Source organism: Massilia sp. BKSP1R2A-1 (genome assembly GCF_050586525.1).
GTDB lineage: Bacteria > Pseudomonadota > Gammaproteobacteria > Burkholderiales > Burkholderiaceae_D > Telluria.
Genome location: NZ_JBOBRE010000004.1, coordinates 353,181 through 378,422, shown reverse-complemented (window position 1 = coordinate 378,422; position 25,242 = coordinate 353,181). Strand labels below are relative to the sequence as shown.

Here is a 25,242-nt window from a genome sequence, read left to right as displayed (position 1 = left end):
AATGCTGCGACGCGGTATCTTTTGAAACTGCGACAGGCATTTTCATTTTTGCCCGGCCGTCAACAGGCGAGTTTATTGTGTAAATGATACGGAATCGGCAACCAGGCCGGCGCTGCGCAGCCGCACCATGTCCCGGGTCGGCGCCGAGCCGAAGTGCCGGGAATATTCCCGGCTGAACTGGGAGGCGCTGGCGTAGCCGACCCGCTGGCAGGCCAGGCCGGCGTCCATGCCGGTCGACAGCATCAGGCGGCGCGCTTCCTGAAGGCGCAGGGTTTTCTGGAATTGCAGCGGGCTCATCGATGTCAGGGACTTGAAGTGCTCGTGCAGCGAGGAGGGGCTCATGTGTGCCAGCTCGGCCATGTCGTCGATGCGGATCGGCTGGTCGTAGTTGCGGCGGATCCAGTCGACCACCTTGCCGATGCGGTGCGATTCGACCCGTCCCAGCTGGGCCAGCCGGGCGCCGAAGGGGCTGCGCAGCAGGCGCAGGACGATCTCGTCCATGGCCAGCGGCGCCAGCAGTTCGGCATCCTCGGGCTGGCTTGCCATGGTCAGCAGGCGTGCCGCGGCGTCGATGACGGCCTCGCCGGCCTGGGCCACGTACACCGCGCGCTTGTCCTGTACGGCGGGCACGCCGTCCGGGTAAGCCTTCAGGATCAGCTCGGACAGGCGCTGCTGGTCGAAGTCGAGCCGGAAGGACAGATAGGGCGCCGCCACGCTGGCCTGCCGGATCATGGCGGCGATCGGCAGGTCCAGCGAGAAGATCATCATGCGGGAGGGATCGTACTCGTAGGACTCGTCTCCCAGCATGACGGTCTTCGCGCCCTGCGCCACGATGCACAGGGCGGCGCAGTGCAGCCCGTGGACCAGTTCGGCACTCGTGTTCGAGGCGCGGATGGCGTGCACGCCCGGAATGCAGGTCTCGAAACTGCCGTCCTGCGGAGCGTGGGCCATGAGCTGTCCTGCCAGTCGCGCGAGCGAAGGCGTGGGAGCCTGGGATGGTGGCGGGACGAGGGAATTCATGATCTTGTCCCAATCAGGATACACCATCCCAGCGACCCGCTCAGGCATCGGCATGGTCCGTCGAGCGCGACAGTTCCGCCATGCCCTGCATCTCGGAAAGGCGTGCATCGACCTCGGCATGGGCCATGGCGAGCGCGTCGCTGCCGGCCAGGAAGTGCTGCGGCGGCTTGTCCATCCCGGCCAGGCGGACTACCACGTCGGCGAGCTTGGCCGGGTCGCCCAGTTGCTTGCCGTGATAAGCCCCGTAGGCGCCCTCGACTGTCCCATGGGCGGCATAATCCTCGATCACTTTCTTGCCGTAGCGCACCGAGCTCTGGTCGAGGAAGTCGGTGCGGAAGAAGCCCGGCTCGACGCTGGTGACATGGATGCCGAACTTGGCCAGCTCCAGGGCCAGCGAGGAGCTCAGGCCCTCGATCGCATACTTGGTGGCGCAGTAGACGGCGGCGCCGTCGAAGCCGGTCCTGCCTGCGATCGAGCTGATGTTCATGACGTGGCCGCTGCGCTGCCGGCGCAACACGGGCAGGGCGGCGCGCAGTACGTGCATGACGCCGAAGACGTTGACGCCGAACTGCTGGTCGATTTCCTGTGGGGACAGTTCCTCGAAATTGCCCAGCAGCCCATAGGCGGCATTGTTGACCAGCACGTCGATACGGCCGAAGCGTTTCATGGCGGCCTGGATGGCGGCCGCCGCCTGCTCTTCGCGGGCGACGTCGAGCTGGACCAGTGCGACCCGTTCCGGATCCGCGCCGGCGAAGGTGGTGTTCAGCTGTGCGAGGCTGCGGGCGGCGGCGACGACCTTGTCGCCTGCCTTGATGGCGGCTTGTGCGATGTGGGCGCCGATGCCACGGCCGGCGCCGGTGATGAACCAGACTTTGGACATTTCTCTTCTCCTGTCGGTGCCGCGGATGCGGCGTTGATGGTGAAGAGAATGGTAGGGCGCGGGCCTGGCCGCGACTTGCCTGAAAATCCGGAGAACTGGCGCAATCCTCGGCAAGTGCCGGTTTTTGGCCTTGATACGGCTCAGTCGGTCTTGCCGAATCGTCCGCCGTGGAAGAGCAGGGCCGACTGCGGATGCACGGCGCATTCCTCGACTTCGCCGACGAAGATGACGTGGTCGCCTTCGGGGTAGCGGCTGCGGTTGTGGCATTCGAACCAGGCCGAGACGCCCTTCAGGATGGGCTGGCCGGTGCGCGAGAGCTCGTATTCGACGCCTTCGAAGGGATTCTCGGTACGGCGCGAGAAACGCATCGCCAGTTCCTGCTGGCCGGCGGCCAGGACATTGATGACGTAGTGGGAATTGCCGCTGAAGATGGGCAGGCTGTTGGCGCCGGCACCCAGGCTCCACAGGACGAGCGGAGGCTCCAGCGAGACCGAGTTGAAGGAGCTGGCGGTCAGGCCGCGGAAGCTGCCGTCGGCAAGGCGCGTGGTGATGACGGTGACACCGGTAGCGAATTGCGACAGGGCGTGGCGGAAATGGGCCGAATCGAAGCCGCGCTCGGTGGCGCGGGGAGCACGTGTATTCATAGGATGCGCCATTATGCCACTGTCGGGCCGAAGGGGCGGCGCAGGTGCGGTAGTGCACTGCAAGACGGTGCGCTTTGCGTTACATTAAGAATTATTAAAACTGACGAAAACAAGGTGTGCGATGAGCGAGCAAACAGGGAGTGAAGTGGCTATCCTCGGCGGCGGATGCTTCTGGTGCACGGAGGCGGTCTACCTCGAAGTGCGCGGCGTGACGCGCGTGGAATCCGGCTACATGGGCGGGCACGTGGTGAACCCGACTTACGAGCAGGTGTGCTCGGCCACCACCGGCCACGCCGAGGTGGTGCGGCTGGAATTCGACCCGTCCGTGATCAGCTACCGCGACATCCTCGAGATCTTCTTCACCATCCACGACCCCACCACCCAGGACCGCCAGGGCAATGACGTGGGACCGCAGTACCGTTCGGTGATCTTCACGACCTCGCCGGAACAGGACGCGACGGCGCGCAAGGTGATGGCCGAGATGGCGGCAGTGTGGGATGCGCCGATCGTGACCCAGATCGTGCCGCAGGAAACCTGGTACAAGGCCGAGGATTACCACCAGAATTATTTTGCGCAGCATCCGCTGCAGGGTTACTGTGCTTTCGTGGTGGCGCCGAAGGTGGCGAAGTTTCGGAAGACGTTTGCGAACCGGATGAAGTAGGGTGGGCGGTTCCCCGCCCACGTGTTCAACCGGCGCGAAAATGGACGATGCGCCGCATATCACCGTGTATTTGAACGCGCGGACGGCAAAGCCGCCTCTCGTGGCCCGGTCCACCCTACGGGTACATGTACTTCCGTGACCACGGAATCGTCGCCGGATCCTGCCCCGCCTTTCCGCACACGATCTGGTACAGGCTGATCCGGTCATGCGCAAAGGCATACGCGCAGCCTGCCAGGTACACATGCCAGATCCTGAAGCGCTTCTCGTCCGTCAGCGTACGAATCCGCTCCGCATTCGCCTCGAAGTTATCGGTCCACGTGGCGCAGGTGCGCGCGTAGTGGCGCCGCAGGTTTTCCACGTCGCGTACTTCCAGCCCGCCTTCCTGCATGGTCCGCACGACCGTCGCCAGGTGGGCCAGTTCGCCGTGGGGAAACACGTACTGGTCGATGAAGTCGCCGCCGCCGTAGGGCGTCGCGCTGTTGTCGACATTGGTGGTCGTGATGCCGTGATTCATCACGACGCCATCGTCCTCGAGCAGGCTGTGAATCGTCGAGAAATAGTCCGCCAGATGCTGCACGCCGACATGCTCGAACATGCCGACGCTGGTGATGCGCTCGAAGCGCCCCTGCACGTCGCGGTAGTCCTGCAGCCGGATCTCGACCTGCCCCTGCAGCCCCGCGCGCTCGACCCGCTCCCTCGCCAGGGCGGCCTGGTTTTCCGACAGCGTGATGCCGACGCAGCGCGCGCCGAAGTGCTGGGCCGCGCGCAGCACCAGCGCGCCCCAGCCGCAGCCGATGTCGAGCAGGCGCTGGCCGGGCCGCAGGTCGATCTTGCGCAGGATGTGGTCGATCTTCTTCTGCTGCGCCGTGGCCAGGCTTTCCCTGCCATCCTCGAAGTAGGCGCAGGAATACACCATGTCCGGGTCGAGCCAGGCGGCATAGAACTCGTTGGAGACGTCGTAGTGGTAGCGGATCGCATCGGCGTCCAGGGCGCGCGTGTGCGGCACGCGGCGGCGCAGGGCGTCCACCAGGCGGCTGCGGCCCTTGCCCAGGTGTTCGGACAGGACATTGCCGACGCTGATGATGTCGGCCGCCCGTCCCTTGACGTCGATCGCGCCCTCGACATAGGCCTTGCCCAGGCTGTAGAGCGAGGGCGAGCGCAGGTAGCGCAGGGCGGAACGGTCGGGCACGCGGATGGTGACGCGTGCGGGCTCCGACGAAAAATCAAGGCGCTCGCCATCCCATAGTTCCACCCGCAAGGGCAGGGACAGTTTTTCGCGCAGGCCCGCGCTCCAGGCCCCCAGCTTCATCTGTTCGAACACGGTTCACCTCCGGCATCGCGGCCGGGCGCGCGCAGGGCGCGGGAAGCCGGCCTAGGGTTGCAATCGCTGGCGCGTCCAGCTGCCGTCTTCCTGCCGCTCGTAGACGATGCGGTCGTGGAAGCGGGAGCGGCGCCCCTGCCAGAATTCCAGGCGCTCGGGCACGAGACGGAAACCGCCCCAGTTTTCCGGACGCGCTGGATCGTCACCGGCCTGCTGCGCCACCTGCTCGTAATTCTGTTCGAGCTCGGCGCGGCTGCCGATGGGAGCGCTCTGCTGCGATGCGATGGCCGACAGGCGGCTCTTCAGTGGACGGCTGCGGAAGTAGCGGTCACTTTCTTCGGAGGATGTGCGCTCCACACGCCCTTCGATGCGAACCTGGCGTTCCAGTTCACTCCAGAAGAATAGCAGAGCCGCGTATGGATTGTCCTGCAACTCCTCAGCCTTGCGGCTCCCGTAGTTCGTGTACCAGGTGAAGCCGCGCTCGTCGAACTGCTTGACGAGGACGATGCGCGAACTCGGGCGGCCCCTGGCGTCCACCGTGGCCACCGACATGGCGTTCGGCTCGTTCACTTCGGCCTTCAGGGCCTGCTCGAACCATTGCGTGAACTGGAGCATCGGATCGTCCATCACGTCGGTTTCGTTGAGGCTGGCCTGGCCATAGTCCTTGCGCAGGTCGGCGACGGCCTGGCCGATCGCCGGCGCTTGCGGCGGCAGGGTGTCCGTGGCAATGCCACGGCGTCGCTGCATGGCCTGTCCCAGCTGGGTCATCTGTTCCGGCGAGAACAGGCGCATGGCCATCGGCGCCATCGTGCCTTCCTCGCGCTCCATGTGCGCGGTGTAGCGCTGGCAGAAGCGCTGCACGGCGCTGGCCGACAGCACGGCCGCGCTGCCTTCGGCGATGGCGGTGAGCTGTTCGTGCAGGTCCTGCCAGAGCGCGTCCATGTCCTTGTGGTCCTGCAGGATCACCGGCGCCAGCGCCTGCAGCGTGGCCGCGTCGTCTCCTTGTGCGACGGCGCGCAGCATGGGGATCAGGTCCTGCTCCTCGTCATCGTGGTGCAGTTGGGCGGCCTTCTCGAAATACGTCAGGACCGCCTGCGCGGCCTGGCGCGCCTGTTCGTCGGCGCCGAATTCCGGCAGGTGGGCCAGCAGCTTGTCGAGGGTCGCGAGCTGCTTGCGGATGCGGTTGTGGCAATGCTTGAGGACGGCGATCGGCTGGTCGAAATCGGGAGCGGTGTCGTGCAGGAGAGGGGTCATGGGGCGTTTTGTTGACACACGAGAAGAATTTGATTGACTAGGAGATATTTTAGTGCAGATACGAAAGCATCGTCCGCTAAAATGGCGGGATGAACCTGAACGATACCCCTTCTTTTGCAGCCACTCTGGACGATGAAGTCGACTTCGCGCGCCGCTTCGGCGGGATCGCGCGCCTCTACGGCGAGCGTGCACTCGAACGCTTCCGTGCGGCGCACGTTTGCGTGATCGGTGTCGGCGGCGTCGGTTCCTGGATCGTCGAGGCGCTGGCGCGCAGCGCCGTCGGCCACCTGACCCTGATCGACCTCGACAACGTGGCGGAATCGAACATCAACCGCCAGCTGCAGGCGCTCACCTCGACCATCGGCATGCCGAAGATCGAGGCGCTCAAGGAACGTATCGCGCAGATCAACCCCTTCTGCGAAGTCACCCTGGTCGAGGATTTCATCGACCCCGAGAACCTCGAGAGCATGATCGCGGGTAAAGGTTTCGACTATGTGGTCGACGCCATCGACGGCGTCAAGTCGAAGGCCGCGTTGATCGCCTGGTGCAGCGCCAACAAGATGCCGCTGGTCGTCATCGGCGGCGCCGGCGGCCAGACCGACCCGACGAAGATCGAGATCCGCGACCTGGCCCGCACCGAGCAGGAGCCGCTCCTGAAAAAGGTGCGCAAGATCCTGCGCGCACAGTATGGCTTCGCCAAGGGCGAGAAGAACAAGTACCACATCGACGCCGTGTTCTCGATGGAGCCGCTGCGCTATCCGGAGGCGGGCGACGCCTGCGCGATCGACGCGGGCAGCATCACCGGCCTGAACTGCGCCGGCTTCGGTTCGAGCATGGTGGTCACCGCAACCTTCGGCATGGTGGCGGCCGGCCACCTGTTGCGCAAGCTGGCCGACGGGGCCAACGCGGCAGCACAGAAACTTGTAGACAAAGTGGAAACTGTGCAAGCGGAAGAGGCCTTGCTATCATAGGATCAGTTATTGATCACTTTGATGGAAGAGCCCACATGATCCGTCGTACCGCATTTGCCGCCTTGACGCTCGCCTTTGCCGCGAGCGCAGCCGCCCAGGACACTACCCAGCAGCAACAACAGGACCCCTCCAAGCCGACCACCCAGCCGGCGCCGGAACAGCAGGCCGTGCCGCAGGCGACCCAGCCGCAAGCCACTTCGCCACAAGCCGAACCGGTGGTCCCGGCCGTGCCGACGCCGCAGGTCGAGATCATCGACCGCGTGGTGGGCAAGGGCAAGGAAGCGACCCGCGGCAGCTCCGTGTACGTCCACTACACCGGCTGGCTGCACAAGCCGCTGGCGCCCAAGCAGCGCGGCAAGAAATTCGACTCCTCTTTCGACCGCGGCGAGCCGCTCAACTTCCAGCTGGGCGCAGGCAGCGTCATCAAGGGTTGGGAACAGGGCGTGGCGGGCATGAAGGTGGGCGGCAAGCGCACCCTGGTCATCCCCAGCGTCCTGGCCTACGGCAAGCGCGGCGCCGGCGGCATGATCCCGCCGGATGCGGACCTGATCTTCGACGTGGAACTGGTGGACGTGAAGTAAATCCAACTCATCGAGCCGGGCCTGCAGGGCCCGCGCCCTGACCTACTGCGGGAGACCGGGATGCGCATCGCGAACGATGTCACTGAACTGATCGGCAACACGCCGCTGGTACGGATCCGCAGGCTGGCGCAGGGCGCCGGCGCCGAGATCCTCGGCAAGCTCGAATACCACAACCCCGCCCACAGCGTGAAGGACCGCATCGGCCTGGCCATGATCGAGGCCGCCGAGCGCGCCGGACGCATCGGGCCCGACACCGTCATCGTCGAACCCACCAGCGGCAACACCGGCATCGCCCTCGCCATGGTGTGCGCCGCGCGCGGCTACCGCTGCAAGCTGGTGATGCCCGAAACCATGAGCAACGAGCGCCGCATGCTGCTGCGCGCCTATGGCGCCGAGCTGGTGCTCACGCCGGGTGGCGAAGGCATGCTGGGCGCGATCCGCCGCGCCGAGGAACTGGTCGCGTCCGACCCGCACTGCTTCATGCCGCAGCAGTTCAACAATCCGGCCAACCCGGAAGTCCACCGCAACACCACCGCCGAGGAAATCTGGAGAGATACCGACGGCAAGGTCGACATCCTGGTTGCCGGCGTCGGCACCGGCGGCACCATCACCGGCGTGAGCGAAGTCATCAAGGCGCGCAAGCCGGGCTTCCAGGCCATCGCCGTGGAGCCGGAATCCTCGCCCATGCTCTCGAAGGGGACCAAGGGTCCCCACCCGATCCAGGGCATCGGCGCCGGCTTCGTGCCGGAAGTGCTCAATACGGGCATCTACGACGATGTCATCGCGGTCAAGAACGACGACGCTTTCGAGACCGCCCGCGCCGCCGCGCGCGAGGAAGGGCTGCTGGTCGGGATTTCCTCGGGCGCCGCCCTGTGGGCCGCGATCCAGGTGGCGCGCCGGCCCGAGAATGCCGGGAAGACGATCGTGACCATCATCCCCTCGTTTGGGGAGCGCTACCTCAGCACGGCGCTGTACGCGAACCTGGCCGGCTGAGTTTTCCTTTCACGCCGCCAGCGCTTCGTTCCGGCCCACCTGGGCCGAGCGGCGCAGCTCGCGCACCAGGGCGCACACGGCCTGGTCGATGCGCATGAACACGGTATCGAAATAGTCGCCGCCCAGCGAGAACGGGTCGTGCAGGTGCGGCATGCTCACGGGGCACCACAGGCCCAGCAGGGAAATGCTGACATCCTGCCTCCCGCCCAGGCGCTCGCGCAGTTCGATCGCCTGGCCAGGCTCCATCACCAGGAACAGATCACCCGGCTTCACCTCGAAATCCTTCAGGTCGGTGGCGCGGTGAAGATCCATGTCGATGCCGGCACGGGCCGCTGCCTCGACCGCGGCCGCGGGCGAACGCACGCCGGTCTTGGTTTTCAGGCCGAGCGAGGCCGCCGGCAGGCCGTAGCTGGTCGCCAGCTGGTGGGCGAACGAGCTCCTGCAGATATTTCCCCGGCAGACGAATACCACCCGCCGGATCCCCTCGGGCTGGCGCAGCTTGAAGTCGTCGAGGCCGCCGGTGGCCAGCTGGAGCTGGGCCATCACGGTGCGGACCAGGCCGCGCCAGGTGCCCCAGCGCCTGTTGATGGGGGCGAAGATCTTGGCAAATACAGGATGATCGGCTTGCATGGGATTCCTTGTCTGTCTGCGTCAGACAGGAATCAGACCATGTGCTTATTTCAACATGATGACAAAGGCTAGCGTGCGCCCCCTGGGGCGCTCGTCTCAGTGGGCGTGGCCGTGCGCGTGCTCATGCTCATGGTGCTCGTGCCCTTCCAATGCACAGCCGTGGTGCGTCGTGCCTTCTTCCACCTGCAAGGTGCAGTGGTGGATCGCGAAATCGCTGCGCAGCTTCGCCACCATCTCGTCCAGCACGCGGTCGCCCGGGTAACCGCCGGGCATGACCACGTGCGCGGTCAGCGCGTTCTCGGTGGTGCTCATCGCCCAGATGTGGAGGTCGTGCACCTCCTTGACGCCGGGCTGGGTGACCAGGAACTCGCGCACCGCGCCCGCATCCACGCCGGGCGGCACGGCCGCCATCGACAGCTGCACCGATTCGCGCAGCAGCGACCAGGTGCCGAGCACGATCACCAGCACGATCGCCAGGCTCACGGCCGGGTCGATCCAGGTCCAGCGGGTAGCCATGATGACCAGGCCCGAGATCACCACGCCCAGCGACAGCGCGGCGTCGGCCGCCATGTGCAGGTAGGCGCCGCGCAGGTTCAGGTCGCCCTTGCTGCCGGCCATGAAGAGCCAGGCCGAGAAGCCGTTGATCGCCACGCCGATCGCCGCGACGATCGACACCGTCATGCCCTGCACGGGCGCCGGCTCGAAGAAGCGCTGCACGGCCTCCAGGGCGATGGCGCCGCAAGCGATCATCAGGAGCAGGCCGTTGCCCAGCGCTGCCAGGATCGAGGAGCCGCGCAGGCCATAGGTGTAGCGTCCCTTCGGCGCGCTCCTGGCCAGCATTGCCGCGCCCCAGGCCAGCACCAGGCCCAGCACGTCCGACAGGTTGTGGCCGGCGTCTGCCATCAGGGCGGTGGAGTGGGCGATGAAGCCGTAGATGAATTCGATGGCGACGAACAGCGTGTTCAGGCCGATCGCCAGCGCGAAGGCGCGGCCGTGATTGGCCGGGTCGGGCATGTGGTGGTGGTGGCCGAATCCGTGGGAATGGCCGTGCTCGTGGTCGTGGTGGTGATCGTGGCTCATGTGTCCATTCCATTGGCGGGTTCGGCGATGTGCTCGAACATATTGGCGAGCAGGCTGCTGATGTGGGCATCGGCAGCCGCATAGAAGACCTGCTTGCCCTGGCGCTCGGCCTTGACGATGCGGGCCGCGCGCAAGAGGCGCAGGTGGTGGCTGACCAGGGAGCTGGACAGGTCCAGCGCGGCGGCGATGTCGCCCACCGCGGTCGGCTGGGCCAGGCAGGCGAGCACGATGCGCAGGCGGGTAGCGTCGCCAAGCAGGTGGAAGAGGTCGGCGAGCTCTTCGACGGCGCCGGGGGCGTAGTCGGTGTCGGTTCTCATATTCAACATGTGAAGAGATGTTCATATGTTAGGTGAGAACGACGGTGTCTGCAAGCGCCAGCCCGCTGTTACGTCCTAATAGAAGCTTGAACAGAATAATAAAGTCTTGAACAGCGGTAGGGCGACAAATAATAGAACCTTGAACCAAGTTGCTGATTGTTCAGTTGTTGGCGCTTCATGGCATAGCTTTCGTGGCCCAACTCGCTTTCGATTGACAAAGGAGAAATTGTGCTCATAATAGTTCACAAAGTTGTTTTAATAACATCTAGATCTAGTCTAGTATATGAGCCCCTTCGCAATCTGTTCCGAGATTGCGGCTAGCTTGCGGCTTCCGCCAGGCGGAGTTTGCCGCGCGACTGGGTTACGAACAAAGTTATATCTCAGCCATCGAGCTCGGCACGAAGGGCCTTCCAGCGCCTGATTCTGTAAATCGTCTGGTCGAGCGTCTAGGACTGAGCGATGACTGGAAGTCCCGACTGTTCAGCGCGCTCGACGAGTCGCAGCGCAAGATCGTTCTTCCTGGTGAGGCTTCAGAGGAGGTTTACCGAATGTTCAATGAACTGCGCCGGCAAGTTGGAACGTTGCATCCAGTGCAGTTGGAGCTCATGTAAATAGCTCTGCGCCTCCCGAAGTCGATGTCACATGAGTTACCCGAAGTTTCGTCGCTTCCAAAACGACGGAGAAGCGAACCCAACAAAAAGGCAGGGGGCAAAGTGTAAGAGTTGCGTGGTCTGTATGCGTTGTGTAGCAAGGGGAGGGGCGGTCGTACATGCCAGCCTCCTGGCGATCAAGTAAATGAAACTAGTAGGACTGTTTACTGCTGTTACAGGAAATATTTACATCTGAGCATTGACCTACGACCGGGGCCATGGCAATTCGCTGGTAGCTAGCACCTGTCCGGGTACCACCACTAAGGGAAGCGGAACCGATGTTGCGAAGTGCCCTGGACGACTCGCCTGTACTCCAGCTGGATAGTAACCAGTCTGACATCGTTTTCCCGACGGAGCCGCGTCCAAAGCTGCGGCGATCAGGTGCGATGACGCACAAGAAAATGTGCGAATTGATTCAACAGGGGCGAGGCATGGGCCATGGCCGTTCCTATTTGCCGTGGCTGATGCTGCGGCGAAAGAATCCTTCCCCTAACTCCAATCAAGCGGTTTCTTGGGTGCCGCCGCTTCAACGCACGGCACACTATTTCTCTCGCGGCGAATACCACACAGCGCTCTTGCTGCTCTGGCTGGGCGTCAAGGACCTACGCGAGCAATTTCCCATTTGGCCCATCCCTCATCCGCATCCACTGGAGGGCACGCCGGGAATGCCCCCGGCTCAAGCGCGTTGGTCGCGTGGCTTACTCACGCTCGCTCGTGAGGCTGGGATCGAGCACGGGTTCGAGTTCGGAACCCGACTGCCGTACGTGGCGACTCTCGATTTGCTGGCAACTGTGCCGTTACCTAAGGGTAACGCTCTAGCAATATTTTCTTCCAAACCTATCAAGGAGCTGAACACAAAGGTTAAGTTGCGCACTCTCGAGCGACTAGAGCTCGAGCGCCGGTATTCGATCGATATCGGTGCCAAGTATTTTGTCTCGAGTTCAGCCCTTATTCCCTTGTCGATCGCAGGACGACTCGAATGGTGGCTGGACGCCTCTACACTCGACTGCGCACCTCATCTGGTTCAGCTGCGGCAGCAGTTCGCGGATTGCTTCAACCAAGATCTTGAACGTCCAATCAATGAGACAGTTCAGGCAGTCGCAAAACTGATATCAATTGAGCCGGACGATGCGTGGCTATTGTTTCGTCATTGCGCATGGACGCAAGCCGTAGACATTGATCCGTTTGTTCCGATTCTTACCTCGCGCCCGCCGCAACCAGGTGGCCGGGCTTGGCGCGACTCATTGCGTCGCACCCTTTTTGGGGAGACATGGTTGTGACCGACGAGCTTATCGTAGTGGGTGACGTGATCATGAGCGTCGCCGAGGACAACCCCCTTGCTGGATTACACCGGGTCTTGGAGCTTATCCCTCGCTTGGATCGAGCAACGTTGATCCCAATTCCTTCGGTGCGAAAGCTCCCTGGACGAAAGCAGGCTAACTATTACGCGAAGGGCTTCTTTTCATTCAGGCTTTCCCTGCTGCAGTCCTTACTCGATACCAAGGTAATCAAGAAAACTGTCCTGGAACTCCCGGGACACTGGCATCTAAGTGATACCGATCTGAGGAAGCTTTCGCCTCCAAAAGACGATCCGAAGATCCCATTAGAAGATCGTCACCGCTCTCCCCTTGAGATTAAGCGTAATTTCAAGATGCAGTTGATCGATCCGATTATTGAGCTGACCCAGAATTCAGGAAAACGTCCACCTGATCTTACGTGTCTCGACGCAATGGTGCGCGACCGTGCGCGAGAGGTCGGGGTAAGCCCTGGGCAGGTGTTTGACGCGCTACATCGATATTATGCTTTTGGATGCATAAGAAATGCACTCCTCCCAAATACCACAAGTAAGTCGGGAGCGCCTGGCGTACCACGTAGAGCAAAGAATAATGTAAAGCTTGGCCGTAAAAATGCCGCTGTGAAAGCTGGACATCCAGAGCTCGCCGGCCTCGCCCTCACAGATGCACATATCCAGAACATCCAAGATGGCTTCAGCATGTTCGTGCGGGGAGGAACTACAGTTTCCCAAGCGTTTCTTGCGATGAGCGCCACCTTCTACAGCAACGGTTACACGCTAAAGCATGGACACTTAGTCCCGAATTTGCTCGACGCTCATCTGAGACCAACTCCGATCGAGTTTGCGTACCACGGTCCGCGAGGGGGCGATGGCACAGGCGCAGCCCGAAGACTGATGGGCGAGGGAGAGTGGGCTCGCAACTATAGGCCGCTCTCTGGATCTGTACGCGACGGTATTCCTACGATAGGCCAAGTAGGCTCCCTGGATGCTTCCCCAGTAGACGTCAATTTTGTATCGTGTAGCGATCCTCTTCAACCGATCGGAGTTGGTCGCGGTCTGTTTGTGCGTGATGCTTGGTCAGGACTGTACCTGGGATGGCATGTCAATTTGGGTGGCCTCGGGACTGATGACGCTAAACTCGCCATTCTCAGGGCCGCGACCGACAAGTCATCAATTCTCAAGCGCTACAACTTAGACCTACCGCCAGAAGACTTTCCGTCCCTTTTCTTTACTAAATATCTCTCCGATAACGGTGAGCTACGGAGTTGCGATGGGATCAAGTCGATTGGGGGCGAGCTTGAATCACGCATCGAGTTTGTGGCCAGTGGTCGAGCGGATCGTAATAGTTCGTCGGAGTCAGGCCACCATTCCCGTCATCGTCTATTTGACCACCACCTTGCAGGAACTACCAAGGGACGGCAAGCAAAGCGAGGCGAGCCGCTACCTATTACCAACGCACTCCTGAACAGGTTCAGCTACACACGCCTCCTCCTGCTCTGGATTCACTGGGCAAACACGAAGCAAGAGCTGCCCCTGCACATGATCCCGACGGAGATGCAACGGGAATTTGCTGCGGAGGGCAAGCCCATAGATCGCACACGGATCGGGCTCTTTCGCTGGGCAAAGGCAAATGGATACGTTTCCGGAAAACCTGTTGATCCTACTTATCTACGAGCCCATCTGCTTCCAAAATTCAAGGCAAGCGTGTCACGTGCGGGCTTGACACTGCACCGACCGAACACAGGCAATGCGGTCGAGCTATTACACGGAGCGCGCTTCAATCACGAGTATTTAGCGCTCGCCGGAATCATTCGCGAATGCATTGCAAAAGGTACCAAGCATATTGAAGTCCGTGCCGACCCAGATGACCTCACCCATGTCCTTCTGCTCGACAAGCATGGCGTGCATGTAATCCCCAATATAAAGGATGACTTCATCATGGTACACGAGGGTGGCATCGCCGATCTTTGCGCAATTAACGACTTAGAAAAGGTGCATAGCGTCACAGTTGCTTCGCGCCGAGATCAGGATGGGGTTGATCAGCAGGCGTTCCGACAAGAGGCTACAGCGGATGCGAAGGAAAACCTAAAGTTCATGCAGAAATCGTTGAGTAAGGGAGCACAACCAGATCGAAAGAGGGATGGTGTGCGCAAGGCGCAGGCGGCCGAAAAGCAAGCGCAGCTTGACGATGAAATTCGCCGCCTTTCGAACCAGGGCCCAGCTTCTCCGCCAAATGTAGAGCCTCTGCAAGCGTCAGCTTCGCCTAAAGTAGATGAGCTCCCTGACTTGGTAGATCAAGTGCACGCTCAACTGGTGCATGGCACGTCCGGCGGACTCATTGATATGAGAAGAGCTCGGTTAGCAAAGTTCAATAGGGAAAGGAAGTTTTGATGAAAGCGCACGAGGACCCGTTTCAGTCGACGCTTGGAAACCCATTCCTTGAGCCAATTGAGCAACACTTAGACACAAATGATCTTGAGGAGAGGTTGACAAATTGGCCCCTTGCTAGATTGGATGTCGCTCATTTGAATACGCAGTCACGCCTCGACCTTCTCGATCGCATGCAAGAGCAAATGTTCGAGCCGACACTCACTGCTATTGACACTACGACCCGACTGTTTCGAATGATTCGACGTGGCTATACTGGGCGCAATCCCATACAGATTCCAAATCGTGCTCAAGGAATGGCGATCGCTCGCTTCGCTGGCAAGGATTTGCGTGACTTGCCATGGTTTCCCGTATCTGCGAAAGGAATGCGAATAACCGGTATAACCGGGCTTGGAAAGACATATGAAGTTTTACGCGCTTTGAAGCTAATCCCGCAAATTTTCCGGCATGGTCATTCTCAAGCAGCTGACTGGACCCACATGACACAGGTAACGTGGCTCTATGTTGGCATGAGCCATGACGGGTCTCTAGGTGGACTGCTGCTCCAGATCCTCGTCGAGCTCGATGATAAGGCTGGCACTGATTATTCTCTCGACCGTAGCCTCACGAACCTTAGTAACGAAAAACTTGCTGTCCACGTTGGCATTATTTTGAATAACCACGGCGTTGGTGTGTTGGTTATTGACGAGTTGCAGGGTCGTAATTTTTCCGGTGGAGCTCGAGGGGGCTTGGCAGCGACTTTCTTCCTGCGACTTCTGAATTTTGGGATTCCGTTGGTCCTGATGGGGAATCCACTTGGGATGGATGCGCTGGATAGATTTTCGCAGGATATGCGCCGCACCGGATCGGGTGGAAATATCGAAATGCATCCGATGGAGATCGATGATTACGACTTCACTGACGTTCTCGCACCCGCAATGTGGCGTTACAACGTCATGCCCAAACGCTCGCCGATCGACGACAAAGATGGCAGGATTTTATTCCATTACTGCGGCGGCATCCGCGATTATGCCGCAAGGATTTTAGTTTCGGCGCAGAGATTAGCACTTGACCTCGGCGATCAATTCATTACCGAAAAACACTTGAGTGAGGCGTTTTTGGGAGCAGATTTTAGCACAAAGGAAAGAAGTCTTATTGCTGGATTTCGAGATAAGAATCCGCTTCTTTTACAGAAGTTTGATGACGTCCCGTGGGAGCAGTATGCAGTTCGATGGGGATTGTTTACGACGTTGTACAACTCTGCCGAGGCAGCAACTTCTGGAAAAAGTAAGCAGAGCAAGGGAGAAAGTTCTAAGACCTTAGCAAAGCCGCGGAAGCCAGTAGCTCAGCAAGCGAAAGAAACTGCACAACGCAATCGAACCAGAAAGACCAACCAAGCAACGAAAAGAGCGACAGAGCGCGCAGGTCTTCATACTGAAGACATACGGAATGAAGGTTTGCAGGAACACCTGATTACTGGCTTGGAGCAGCTAAAACAAGATGGTGCCCAATCACTATAGGAATAGATAGGAGTTCCCGGATGTTCGAAAAGCACGATAAGTCACCCACTACACCCGTTCCTTTTTTTCCTGCTGGGCTGCCCGATGAAACGATCGGTTCACGAGTCAGCCGTTATCATATTCGTAGAGGCAGGCCAACGATGGCGACCACTTTTCGACAACTGTTCGATAGATCTCCATTCAGTCTGACTAACCTAATTCAACCGCACCTTGACGCGCTGGCAGCACGGCTCCCAGGTTCACAAGCACTAAACTTGGTGCATTTACAAGCGGAAAGTACGCTATTGCCGCTGTACCAGAGGTTTCTTGGGGCAACATGGGGTGGGAGAAAACGACAGCAAAAAATCGGCGCATCTGTCACGCCCGCCCGGCGTATAAACGGTGATAGCAGATTAACTCACATTTGCCGTCAATGCTTAGTTGATGACGAATGCGAACACGGCTTTCCCTACATTCATCGAGCTCATCAAATTCCAGGTGTAACAGCATGTTGGAAGCACGCAGCGACCCTGCTAGACCGCTGTCCGTCTTGTCGGCAGCCTTTTGCACAGCCAACGCAACTGGTTTTGTCGGCCTGGCTAGGATGCGACTGCGGTCATGCGCTGTCCGCGGAAGTTGAATCAAAGGCGGCCGAGCCATCAGAGATTGAAGTAAATTTCGCTAGCTTCACACGTGAACTACTGGAGGCTGAGCCAGTCAAGCTGAGACCAGGGGAACTGGTTGGAATTTACAGAACGCGCGCGGCGGAGGTCGGCTTCGGTTGGGGACGTGAAAGAATTAAGCAAAAGGCGCTTTTTGCGTCTGTCGAGATGTTCTTCGGCCGGAAGCTCCTTGCAATCGTCGACTCTGCATACCGTCAACACCGCATTTCAGGCTGGTTCAAAGTCTTGGAAAGCTGGTCGTTCGATGAGATCCCTCTCCACCGCCATCTACTACTTGCTTATTTTCTGTTTCGGGACCCGAATCTATTTACGCGTAGGTGCCAAGAGATTGTGGAGGCGAGAACCAGCGCTCGCGCTGCAGATGTGTCGGATAGTGCCCGAAGCGAAGATGCTGACTTAAAGAAAACCTCAGAAATGCTGTTGAGGCAAATGGTTGCAGTAGCGCAGCGGCATGGCTACGACAGTCATCAGCTTTGGAAGTTCTACAGCGGCGGCATGAGGCGTTTGGTGAAAATCTTGCCAGATGCATGTGAACGAATCGATGCACGCTTACGTGCCGCCGCGGCGAAAAAGAAACGCCGAGCTGGAAAAGAATCTGAGATTAAAGAGCGTGAAAAACAATCGGACATCGAATGGGCCGAAGCCATCAACGAAAGCGCAAGAATTATCTACGCGAGTGACGAACGGCCCTATCGTGTCACAATGAATAAACTGATCGCGGCAGCGAAATTTCGTCCGAAAGGAGTTCGGTTGCCGTCGAAGGAAAGGTTTCCTTTAGCACGTGCAGCAGCGGAAGAGAATGCGGAAAGCGTTTGGCATTTCTTTGCGCGTCGTATGCTCTGGACACTGCAATCTCTACATGAGCCTAGTAGCTCCCTGTCTGTAATCTGCAGTCGTTCTAAGTTGGAGTTGCACAAAGGCAGAGCTATCCTCGAATATTTTTTAGACGTGCCCAGATGTGGCGGTGCTTCGGCGCAGGAAATTAATGCTGTGCTCTCAACGCGGGGCATTGGCCGAGACTGGACTGGACCCTGTCCCGAAAGAGTGTTTTATCAGGCGGGAAGGGCGTATCAACGGCGAGCTATTTCCTGAATCTAACTCGACGTTTTATATCAGCTAGTCGGGTCCTCTCTGACACATTTCTCTAGATGGTGTCGTTGCATTGTTTAGTGATCGCCGTTTCGGCACAAGCACGTGCTTATCAGTGGATGCGTAAGCATGCATCAACTGTCATGAGCAAATGACCTGGGCTTGCTTGTGGCCTCAATTGCTGCATATGCTCCCACATTTCTTTGCTATAGGAAGTCATTCAGAGCACGTTCGCCGAAGAGCCAGCGTGCGCTGGCTAAACCTTTGCTGAGCTTGTACATCGTTCGACATCAAGGACTACCCACAAGAAACGAGCGATCATTGAAGACCTTGTTAGTCGCTACTCACTGCCCAAGTACTCATTCCAAAGTTGATAAATGCAGATCAATTTCCTCCCAATCCTTCGATATGACGAAACGCTTTACAGCATAGCAGCCCGCACGCGTTTGCAGAATGCAGCGCGCGACGATCGCGAGGCCTGCAGGAGTCTCTTTGGCCCATCGTCCAATATTCGAATAGCGGAGTTCCCAGTAAATCTGTCGCGCTTCTGTGAAGCAACAGGAGGACATTTTGGTGATCCGCGAGAAGTTTTGCTAGGAACGACCCTGTGCGGCTTCTTCGAGCGGATTGGCGGGCCACCTTGGCGCGCTGCAAAGTGGCGGCGCCCTGTAGAAACTGCTGGCTATGGTCTAGCAACTTTATCCAACGGCAATGTCAACACTTGGCGTGGGTGCCCATACTGTGTTGAGTCGGATCTATCGACGTACGGTATATCGCATTGGCGCAGAGCTCACCAGCTTCCCATGGCGTTCTTTTGCCTCATACACCACACTCCTTTAAAGCTTTCGATCGCGCCGAATAACGACCGACACATTCGTTTCTTATTGCCAGAGCAGACTACTCTTACCACGGATTACTGGTCAGTTAATATCGCCTCATATGAGGGTGTGCTCGTGCGGCTTAGCAAATTAGCGAGCGATGCACTGTTCTACATCAGCGATATCCCGGATCTTACCTCTTCGCACGCGGTGATGCTCCGAGCACTCGGGAGTCGAGGAATCTTAACGACCACCGGTAAGATCCGGAACGAAGAGTTCGCCGCCGAATTTTCTCAACGATATAGCTTCCTGAAACATAACGCAGACTTTCGTGAATCCCTATCGCCAGAAGGCTTAGGCATCTTAGCCCGTAGCTTCCGGCGTGCGAACTCATGGCGTCGCCCACAACATAACCTACTGCTTATTGACTGGCTTTTTGGGTCATGGCAAGGGTATCTAGAGCATTGTATGTGGCAGGCCGTCATGGATTGCCCTGGGTTAGCAAAAGCCGAAATGAATCCGCCGTGTCCAGCTGATGACCAATTGATACATCGAAGGGTGTGCCTTGAATTTATGAATAACCGCGCGCTGCCATTGCGAAGTGAGTTTTTCCTTGTCGCGCGCACGTCCTTTAAATGGTTATTACGCAACGATACCAAATGGTTTGATTTGAACTTCCCAGACGCACGATGTACAGCTGCACAAGCTCATTTATTCTGACGTAGGCGCGTTTTCCTACGCTTCGTTCTAGTTACACGGCCTTCATCTGCAAATCGAACGTGGTGACCGGTGTGGCGATAAAGGACGCAACCCCTTCCGTACCAAGCGCACCTAAGATCCAAGTATGAACCTGCAACCATGCTGCGACCCCTCAGTTCACGCAGCTGCGCTTCCAGAGTCATCAACGTATGAATACGCTCGACAACCTGCGACGTTCACCCCTCTACGGTCAGTCTTATAAAAGAAGTGCAACTTGGAGTCAGTCGTCTCTCGCATGAGCTGTTGGTTTCACCTTTGGCAGGTCCATTGCGATCCGGCGTCCCATCAGCTTTAGCAACTGCTCGCTGTTACAGGTAAGGGTGTCTAACGTATCGTGCACTGGACTAACGTTCATCGGTCTGCTTTCGACCCAAAGCAGAAGTTGCGCAAACCTATTTCCGTCGGTACGTCCCGTTGAACGTCACGTTTAGCCCACCGCAGCCGGTTTCATCCTTGACCTCGAGAATGGTGCCACGCAGGTGCAGACTTGCTGAGCACCCGTCAGCATCTAAGTTTGCGCTCTCACCAGCCATGATGGGGTCGGAGTAACCCGTCATCTGGCCATCATTGACTTGGCCGATTTTGGCTTGCGGCCCATACCAGAGAGCCGTGCCCGATACATAGAGACGACCTGATCGAAGTCCTAGCACAGAAATCGTCGCCGCATCTGTATCAACTTTTCCGCTTGAATACCTTACGTAGATACCACTCCATTGCGACAAGGGCTCTCCATTCGCTGCCACATCCTTCAATAGCGCGATACGCTCGGAGAAATGCAGCTTCAAGCATTCGGCTTGACGACAAGCGTCCAACTCCGATGACTCCAGCCAATCGCGTTGCGATTGCCGCACGACTGACTTGTTCGCAGCCGTGTTGTATGCACGCTGGTAGACCTTGTTCAAGACTTCGTCGAGTGAGGAAAGTTCGGAATTTGAGCAAATCAGCTGTTCGTTCCTAGACTTCGCCTTCTTGCAGTCGAAACTCGCGGCACTAGCGTACGAAAAGGCCGAAGAGACGGCTAGAAAAATAAATGCTCTTGGAACAGTGCTCATTTGTATGTCGATTCTTGATTCACTACCTTCTCCGTTCGATTTAGAACACATCAGACGTCCGCTTCTGGCCGAAGGCGGCCGTTTAGCTCAGCATAGCAGGTAGCCAGGGCCGAAAAGTCGCGGACTAACGAAGGACCGCAACCGACCCAAAGCGGTCTCTGCAATCCAAGTTTATAGCTGAGTTTGCACTGCTACGACAACAAATTCACTCCCACCAAGCTCGATGGACTTCCGCCAAGTATGTTTGAGGTTCGCTACCGGTGGGAATTCGCCTCGATATGCCTGCTCTGCAAGCTCACGATGGAGTATAGGCGTTAGGGCCGGCAGTGCTCCAGCAGGTATGTTAGAACACCACGTAGATATAAAGCCCTTGAAATTGCTATGGCTACCCTGGGCCACATGGGTCGCTCCCTTGTACGACACTACGTATGTGTAAAGCGGCATCAGAATGTCCTGAATTAAGAGGTTCAAAAAGGGCCGCTTTTGGCCGGTAGCTGACGTCCAGAGTACGGCAGCTACCGGCCGAGAGCAGACGTTCTCCACCTTGAATTAAGGTTTGCGCGTCAGGAACGCGTTTAACGTTCCTTCAATATCGTTGTGTTTATAGATAAGATGTTCAAGCTTCTCCATTGCGGCGGTGAAGTTTGGCGGTTGAGAATCGAGAAACTCCTGCCTCCTCTGACTGGACTTGTGCGGATCGCCGAAAGGAAACAGTGCCACCAACTCTGAAAAACGTGTCGCGATCTCGTCAAGTCCCACAGTATGAAAAGCCTCTGTGAAAACGTCAAACGAAGGATCACCGTCGAAATTGTTTTCGAAGAAGTATTGTAGGCCTCCATTCCCAATAACTCCCCATGCCGAGTAGACGGTCACTACGGCGCGACAGGACTGATCTAGTAGCGCAAGCTGCTTTACCTGGTCGAAAATTTCAAAACATGTATCGATATTACGAGACATTAAATTTCCTTTTATGAGGGCGGAAGTATTAGAGTCATTAGTCCGCTACTGGCCGAAGGCGGCCATTGAGCTCAGCATAGCAGGTAGCCGCGGCAAAAAAATCGCAGACTGTCACGAAGGACCGCAACCGACCCATTGCAGACGTTCATCGAGATTTGAGGCGACGCCGTTGCACGACCAAAGATGCCCCGAACAAAGGTATAGAGATCAGAAGTCCTAGAAGCGCGGCAACATAAAGCCCACCGAGTAAGCCTGCAATTACAAACGAACCGACTTGATGCCCACTGATCACACATTGATTCACCGAGTAGGGAGTCGGGTTGCAGTTTGGAAGCAGCCAGATGAGGCACTGGGAAAATAGCGAAACCAAGAGGGGAACAACAGTAACCCAGATCGCTATACGCCTCCATTTTTTGGGGTTTGCCATACCTCTTCCTTTTGCTCGCTTCGAACGATCGCTATTGGCCGAACGCGGCCGTTCATTGCGAACGTTCCGAGGCATTACTTCTCGACTTCCTTGAGCCAATCGCGAAACCATTGTACCGGCATAGTCTCGCTATCAAACGTTTTCGAGCGCAACTCCTCAATCGAGTATGTGTTCGCAAGATAGAGGTCCCATTGCGTTTCGACGTCGGTCAACACAGGAAGTAATTCTTCAATTGCAGGCTCAGCATCAATATCTAGATACTGGCACCAGAAACGATCACACCACTCAGCGATCTGCTTGTGACTATACGGGCTGGCCTCCGGATTGGCGCCGTAGGTAAGGACACGAATCACCGAGTCACGGGTGAAGGGAAGCTCAATCGGTTTGGACGATGCCATCTCGTTTCCAATTCGTTTGATTCGCGGGTTACAGCGTACATCGCGAGGTCCGCTTTTGGCCGATTGCTGCCGCTCACTGTACGGCAGCTGCCGATCCGAACCAGACACCCAACAAGCTGTGAAGCGTAAAAGCATCCGGGACCTCGAGTTCAATTTAAGTGAAACTCCTCGTTCTTTATCGCTGTAAGGGTACGTCTGGCCTTGGAGAATACAATGTAATCTCGAATGGTAGTCCAGAGACAAAACGCAAGCACAAGGAAACCTGCCACACTAACGTTGAGCGACTGTTTACTTAAGTCGAGCAAGAAGGCGGCCGCTGGAAATGACAACAAAAAGAACAACACCTGGGGTCCGCGACTCCAGCAGACGATCTCACCAGTATCATGGTTGAGCCACCCCAACAAGGTCTGCCAGTTATCGCTTTCTTCAAGCAGTGCGGACACCGTCATGCCATTCTCAAGTCCGGGCTTACCTGGAAGCGCAACGCCAAATTGACTTGTTTCGCCGCTTTGAAAGTTGAAGAAAGTGCAATGCTGCCTGCCTCGCGACAGGCTTGTCGTGATATCGAAGACATGATCAATCGTGATGGTAATGCGCTGCATGTCATTGCTTGCTTTTAACTGCATCGAATAACTGACATACCTTGTCTTTTAAACAAAAAACACCCGTTTCGGACGGAAACGTCTGCTTCTGGCCGAACTCGGCCGATCGATATAGATCAGTGTGTACCTATGCGGGGTCAACTAGCCAACTCAATTTTTGCGATGCGGTAACGGGCCCAGCGATCAGGCCAAGGATGCTTATGGCCTTCGGGCATGCAGCACTCTAAGCCAAGGTTCCGCAGTGCATTGTGCTCGCTTTTGGTTACCCAAGCCCGCAATGCTGTAGCGTCGAGAACTTTCATCACTTTCGGAATCAGCGCGGGCCCATCAACGAAGTCGCCTTTCACGGTCTTTTCGAGTAAATGCTTCATAATGCATGCAACTGGAATAGCGTGCTCAACGATCGGCTTGTTTCCGCGCTTGCGCTCAGTAATTGCTTTCTTTGAGGACGGGAGGGGATCTTTCGACCGAGCCGCTAAGCGCGCGTGATATGAGCGAATCAGGTTGTTCACAACTAGTTGGCAGTCATTGCGTGTGCTTAGCTCATGGGTTTTCCATACCAATACTGAGTGAACGATTTGCGCCGCAATGCCTTCAAGGGTCAGTCCTTCATAGCTTTTGAACGGCTTGATTGCTGGTTGGTTTTTTTTGGTAGCCATAAGCTATTGTATAACGACTGTCGACCCATTGCGGACATCTGCTTCACAATCCAGTACTCTACGCAAACTGCTCAGAGCCACCTATCTCTTTCAGAAGTGCGAACGCCTCTCGCGTTGCCGTCCTGTTTTTCCAAGACCTCTCCTACTGCGACTAAAGCTCATTACTATCCCGTTCATTCGACTTAGTCTACATCTGTTTATTGCCTATGTAGCACTGCATCTGCGGTCGTAATCCAAGTCAACATTTGTCATGCTGAGGCTTTCAATGAATCCAATCCGTTAGAGGGCGAATAGGACCAAACTTTGACAAATTCGCGTGCGCGATCGCAAACCCGACACTTGTCAAAGAGAAGTTAGAGAGCTGAGTGTCGTCCCATACCTTCCAAAGGTGATCAAAATACGGTCGACGACTCGCGCAACACTCGAGTAACTTCACTTGGCTGCGAGAATTAAAGATGGCTTCCAGCATCTTGCGGTCGTTAATTGCTAAGTTGAACTGATCGCAAAGTGCCCGCACGTTCTCCAAGCTTCCACCAAGGACCTGGACATGTCGGGCGTCGTGCTCGCACTGAACAAGAAGTGTGCGCGCAGCAGGACTCAAGACTTTGACGCAAACATCTGCTTCTGAAACGCCTGACTGAAAGGCACCAGGGTAAAAACAAAGCATCGCCTTATTCATTTCGAACTTCTCGGTAGTATTAACCGTTCCACATCCGGCGTATTCCAGATGACTTATGGATGCATTTGAACCGGCGATATCGCGAAGTAAAGGCTCTACGTACTGGTCGAGCGTATCCAACAGAGTTGCGAACGACGACACTGTTAAGAACTTCATGTGCTTTATTGCGAAAACTAGCGTTAGTGCGTTGATCTGCGCTGCTGAAATTTTCTGAATTGCTTCGATAGACTCGCTTAGCACGAGCTGGACAAAACTCCTGATGGGCTGATGCGAACGTTGTACAAGCAACTCGACAAGAAGGGACTGCAGGTCAGCATCGCCACTGCGGGCAGCGATTTTCTGGGCCATGTAAAGGCTGTATCGAAAATCAGGGTCGCTTGCGTTACCTAGAGATGTGTGATTCTCACGCTCGACGCGAGCAATGTACTCATTGAGCAATCTCGTCGCACGTGCTTCAGCGATCGCGCCGGCCATGTCGAGCATTTTGACGAACTCAGCGCGGAAGGTGTCGAGCGCTAACGTCCGGACGTTTTCATAAGTGAGGCCAACATTGACGGTCACGTCCCGATGCGCTTGAACTGCTAGTGCGCCATCGCCCACTTCCTGCTGTTGTGTATCACCGATCACGACTATCCTCTGCTCGAGATATCATGGTTAGAAACATCTCGTCCAGCTTGAATCCCAACCCCGCCAGAGCCCACTGTTTGCGATTGTGTCGGTTCGCCTTTCTGCATAAATGCGCTTATAACCGTAACCAGGGCGGCTAGCGCGGCGCAGATGCTATCCCAACCAGGCTTCAAAAATGCCCAGGCACCAGTGACCATAAAAGCAAGAATCGCGACGAGTTTGAACATTTTAGACTGCCTTATCAAGATTAAGTGACTTGTATCCCACTCCACATTTTTGCGTCAACTGATCCATATGAATAATTGTTAATCCTGATGGTTCCGTAGACGC

Annotated in this window: 24 protein-coding genes; 10 read left to right on the top strand and 14 right to left on the bottom strand. The window is 57.3% G+C overall.

The features are described from left to right. Positions 1–72: 72 nt before the first annotated feature. The 3 genes from ACQ7JA_RS09165 to ACQ7JA_RS09155 form a co-directional block, all read right to left on the bottom strand. On the bottom strand, positions 73–1,020 hold the full coding sequence (locus ACQ7JA_RS09165) for an AraC family transcriptional regulator N-terminal domain-containing protein (protein ID WP_430896803.1): 948 nt from the start codon (positions 1,018–1,020) through the stop codon (positions 73–75). Between the two features lie 40 nt (positions 1,021–1,060). Next, positions 1,061–1,900, bottom strand: a complete 840-nt coding sequence (locus tag ACQ7JA_RS09160) for an SDR family NAD(P)-dependent oxidoreductase (RefSeq protein WP_430896801.1) — start codon at positions 1,898–1,900, stop codon at positions 1,061–1,063. A gap of 140 nt (positions 1,901–2,040) precedes the next feature. Next, on the bottom strand, positions 2,041–2,544 hold the full coding sequence (locus tag ACQ7JA_RS09155) for a flavin reductase family protein (RefSeq protein WP_258826948.1): 504 nt from the start codon (positions 2,542–2,544) through the stop codon (positions 2,041–2,043). A gap of 121 nt (positions 2,545–2,665) precedes the next feature. Here ACQ7JA_RS09155 and msrA point away from each other — a divergent pair, with 121 nt between their 5' ends. Further along, positions 2,666–3,205 carry a peptide-methionine (S)-S-oxide reductase MsrA gene (msrA, locus tag ACQ7JA_RS09150; RefSeq protein ID WP_430896799.1) on the top strand — a complete coding sequence of 180 codons (540 nt, stop codon included), beginning with the start codon at positions 2,666–2,668 and terminating at the stop codon, positions 3,203–3,205. A 115-nt stretch (positions 3,206–3,320) separates the two neighbouring features. Here the strand turns inward: msrA and ACQ7JA_RS09145 are convergent, their stop codons facing one another. Then, on the bottom strand, positions 3,321–4,526 hold the full coding sequence (locus ACQ7JA_RS09145; protein ID WP_430896797.1) for a class I SAM-dependent methyltransferase: 1,206 nt from the start codon (positions 4,524–4,526) through the stop codon (positions 3,321–3,323). 51 nt (positions 4,527–4,577) lie between these two features. Then, positions 4,578–5,780: a pyridoxamine 5'-phosphate oxidase gene (gene pdxH / locus ACQ7JA_RS09140; protein ID WP_430896795.1), complete on the bottom strand. Its 1,203-nt coding sequence runs from the start codon at positions 5,778–5,780 to the stop codon at positions 4,578–4,580. Positions 5,781–5,869: 89 nt separating this feature from the next. Here pdxH and tcdA point away from each other — a divergent pair, with 89 nt between their 5' ends. Genes tcdA through cysK form a run of 3 tightly spaced genes read left to right on the top strand, consistent with a single transcriptional unit; the run spans position 5,870 to position 8,325 of the window. Beyond that, positions 5,870–6,751, top strand: coding sequence for a tRNA cyclic N6-threonylcarbamoyladenosine(37) synthase TcdA (gene tcdA, locus ACQ7JA_RS09135; protein WP_430896793.1), 882 nt, complete (start codon positions 5,870–5,872; stop codon positions 6,749–6,751). Positions 6,752–6,786: 35 nt separating this feature from the next. Continuing rightward, positions 6,787–7,332 (top strand): FKBP-type peptidyl-prolyl cis-trans isomerase, encoded by a 546-nt coding sequence (locus tag ACQ7JA_RS09130; protein ID WP_430896791.1) that lies wholly within the window; start codon positions 6,787–6,789, stop codon positions 7,330–7,332. Positions 7,333–7,392: 60 nt separating this feature from the next. After that, positions 7,393–8,325: a cysteine synthase A gene (cysK, locus tag ACQ7JA_RS09125; RefSeq protein WP_430896789.1), complete on the top strand. Its 933-nt coding sequence runs from the start codon at positions 7,393–7,395 to the stop codon at positions 8,323–8,325. A 9-nt stretch (positions 8,326–8,334) separates the two neighbouring features. On the opposite strand, the gene ACQ7JA_RS09120 is transcribed toward cysK, so the two are convergent. The 3 genes from ACQ7JA_RS09120 to ACQ7JA_RS09110 form a co-directional block, all read right to left on the bottom strand. After that, on the bottom strand, positions 8,335–8,955 hold the full coding sequence (locus ACQ7JA_RS09120; RefSeq protein ID WP_430896787.1) for a hypothetical protein: 621 nt from the start codon (positions 8,953–8,955) through the stop codon (positions 8,335–8,337). A 96-nt stretch (positions 8,956–9,051) separates the two neighbouring features. Continuing rightward, on the bottom strand, positions 9,052–10,035 hold the full coding sequence (locus ACQ7JA_RS09115; RefSeq protein ID WP_430896785.1) for a cation diffusion facilitator family transporter: 984 nt from the start codon (positions 10,033–10,035) through the stop codon (positions 9,052–9,054). Continuing rightward, complete coding sequence (locus ACQ7JA_RS09110) at positions 10,032–10,361, bottom strand: ArsR/SmtB family transcription factor (protein WP_430896782.1); 330 nt, start codon at positions 10,359–10,361, stop codon at positions 10,032–10,034. The genes ACQ7JA_RS09115 and ACQ7JA_RS09110 overlap by 4 nt, the downstream gene beginning before the upstream one ends. Positions 10,362–10,663: 302 nt before the next feature. On the opposite strand from ACQ7JA_RS09110, the gene ACQ7JA_RS09105 reads away from it, so the two are divergent. The 6 genes from ACQ7JA_RS09105 (at position 10,664) to ACQ7JA_RS09080 (ending at position 19,472) form a co-directional block, all read left to right on the top strand. Next, positions 10,664–10,963 carry a helix-turn-helix domain-containing protein gene (locus tag ACQ7JA_RS09105; RefSeq protein WP_430896780.1) on the top strand — a complete coding sequence of 100 codons (300 nt, stop codon included), beginning with the start codon at positions 10,664–10,666 and terminating at the stop codon, positions 10,961–10,963. A gap of 425 nt (positions 10,964–11,388) precedes the next feature. Beyond that, positions 11,389–12,282 carry a hypothetical protein gene (locus ACQ7JA_RS09100; RefSeq protein ID WP_430896779.1) on the top strand — a complete coding sequence of 298 codons (894 nt, stop codon included), beginning with the start codon at positions 11,389–11,391 and terminating at the stop codon, positions 12,280–12,282. Further along, complete coding sequence (locus tag ACQ7JA_RS09095) at positions 12,273–14,687, top strand: hypothetical protein (protein ID WP_430896777.1); 2,415 nt, start codon at positions 12,273–12,275, stop codon at positions 14,685–14,687. The genes ACQ7JA_RS09100 and ACQ7JA_RS09095 overlap by 10 nt, the downstream gene beginning before the upstream one ends. Then, positions 14,687–16,183, top strand: coding sequence for an ATP-binding protein (locus tag ACQ7JA_RS09090; RefSeq protein WP_430896775.1), 1,497 nt, complete (start codon positions 14,687–14,689; stop codon positions 16,181–16,183). Before ACQ7JA_RS09095 ends, ACQ7JA_RS09090 begins: the two co-directional genes overlap by 1 nt. 20 nt (positions 16,184–16,203) lie before the next feature. After that, positions 16,204–17,937, top strand: coding sequence for a TniQ family protein (locus ACQ7JA_RS09085; protein ID WP_430896773.1), 1,734 nt, complete (start codon positions 16,204–16,206; stop codon positions 17,935–17,937). A 374-nt stretch (positions 17,938–18,311) separates the two neighbouring features. Next, positions 18,312–19,472: a TniQ family protein gene (locus ACQ7JA_RS09080; protein ID WP_430896771.1), complete on the top strand. Its 1,161-nt coding sequence runs from the start codon at positions 18,312–18,314 to the stop codon at positions 19,470–19,472. A gap of 431 nt (positions 19,473–19,903) precedes the next feature. Here the strand turns inward: ACQ7JA_RS09080 and ACQ7JA_RS09075 are convergent, their stop codons facing one another. From ACQ7JA_RS09075 to ACQ7JA_RS09050, 6 genes are all read right to left on the bottom strand, one after another. After that, positions 19,904–20,563, bottom strand: coding sequence for a lysozyme inhibitor LprI family protein (locus ACQ7JA_RS09075; protein ID WP_430896769.1), 660 nt, complete (start codon positions 20,561–20,563; stop codon positions 19,904–19,906). A gap of 549 nt (positions 20,564–21,112) precedes the next feature. Continuing rightward, entirely contained in the window at positions 21,113–21,520 is a 408-nt protein-coding gene (locus tag ACQ7JA_RS09070) for a DMP19 family protein (RefSeq protein ID WP_430896767.1), read from the bottom strand. A 501-nt stretch (positions 21,521–22,021) separates the two neighbouring features. Further along, positions 22,022–22,345 (bottom strand): hypothetical protein, encoded by a 324-nt coding sequence (locus ACQ7JA_RS09065; RefSeq protein ID WP_430896765.1) that lies wholly within the window; start codon positions 22,343–22,345, stop codon positions 22,022–22,024. Between the two features lie 149 nt (positions 22,346–22,494). Beyond that, positions 22,495–22,947, bottom strand: coding sequence for a hypothetical protein (locus ACQ7JA_RS09060; RefSeq protein WP_430896763.1), 453 nt, complete (start codon positions 22,945–22,947; stop codon positions 22,495–22,497). Between the two features lie 137 nt (positions 22,948–23,084). Beyond that, positions 23,085–23,606: a hypothetical protein gene (locus tag ACQ7JA_RS09055; RefSeq protein WP_430896761.1), complete on the bottom strand. Its 522-nt coding sequence runs from the start codon at positions 23,604–23,606 to the stop codon at positions 23,085–23,087. Positions 23,607–23,868: 262 nt separating this feature from the next. After that, complete coding sequence (locus ACQ7JA_RS09050; protein ID WP_430896759.1) at positions 23,869–24,912, bottom strand: LPO_1073/Vpar_1526 family protein; 1,044 nt, start codon at positions 24,910–24,912, stop codon at positions 23,869–23,871. Positions 24,913–25,242: the final 330 nt, after the last annotated feature.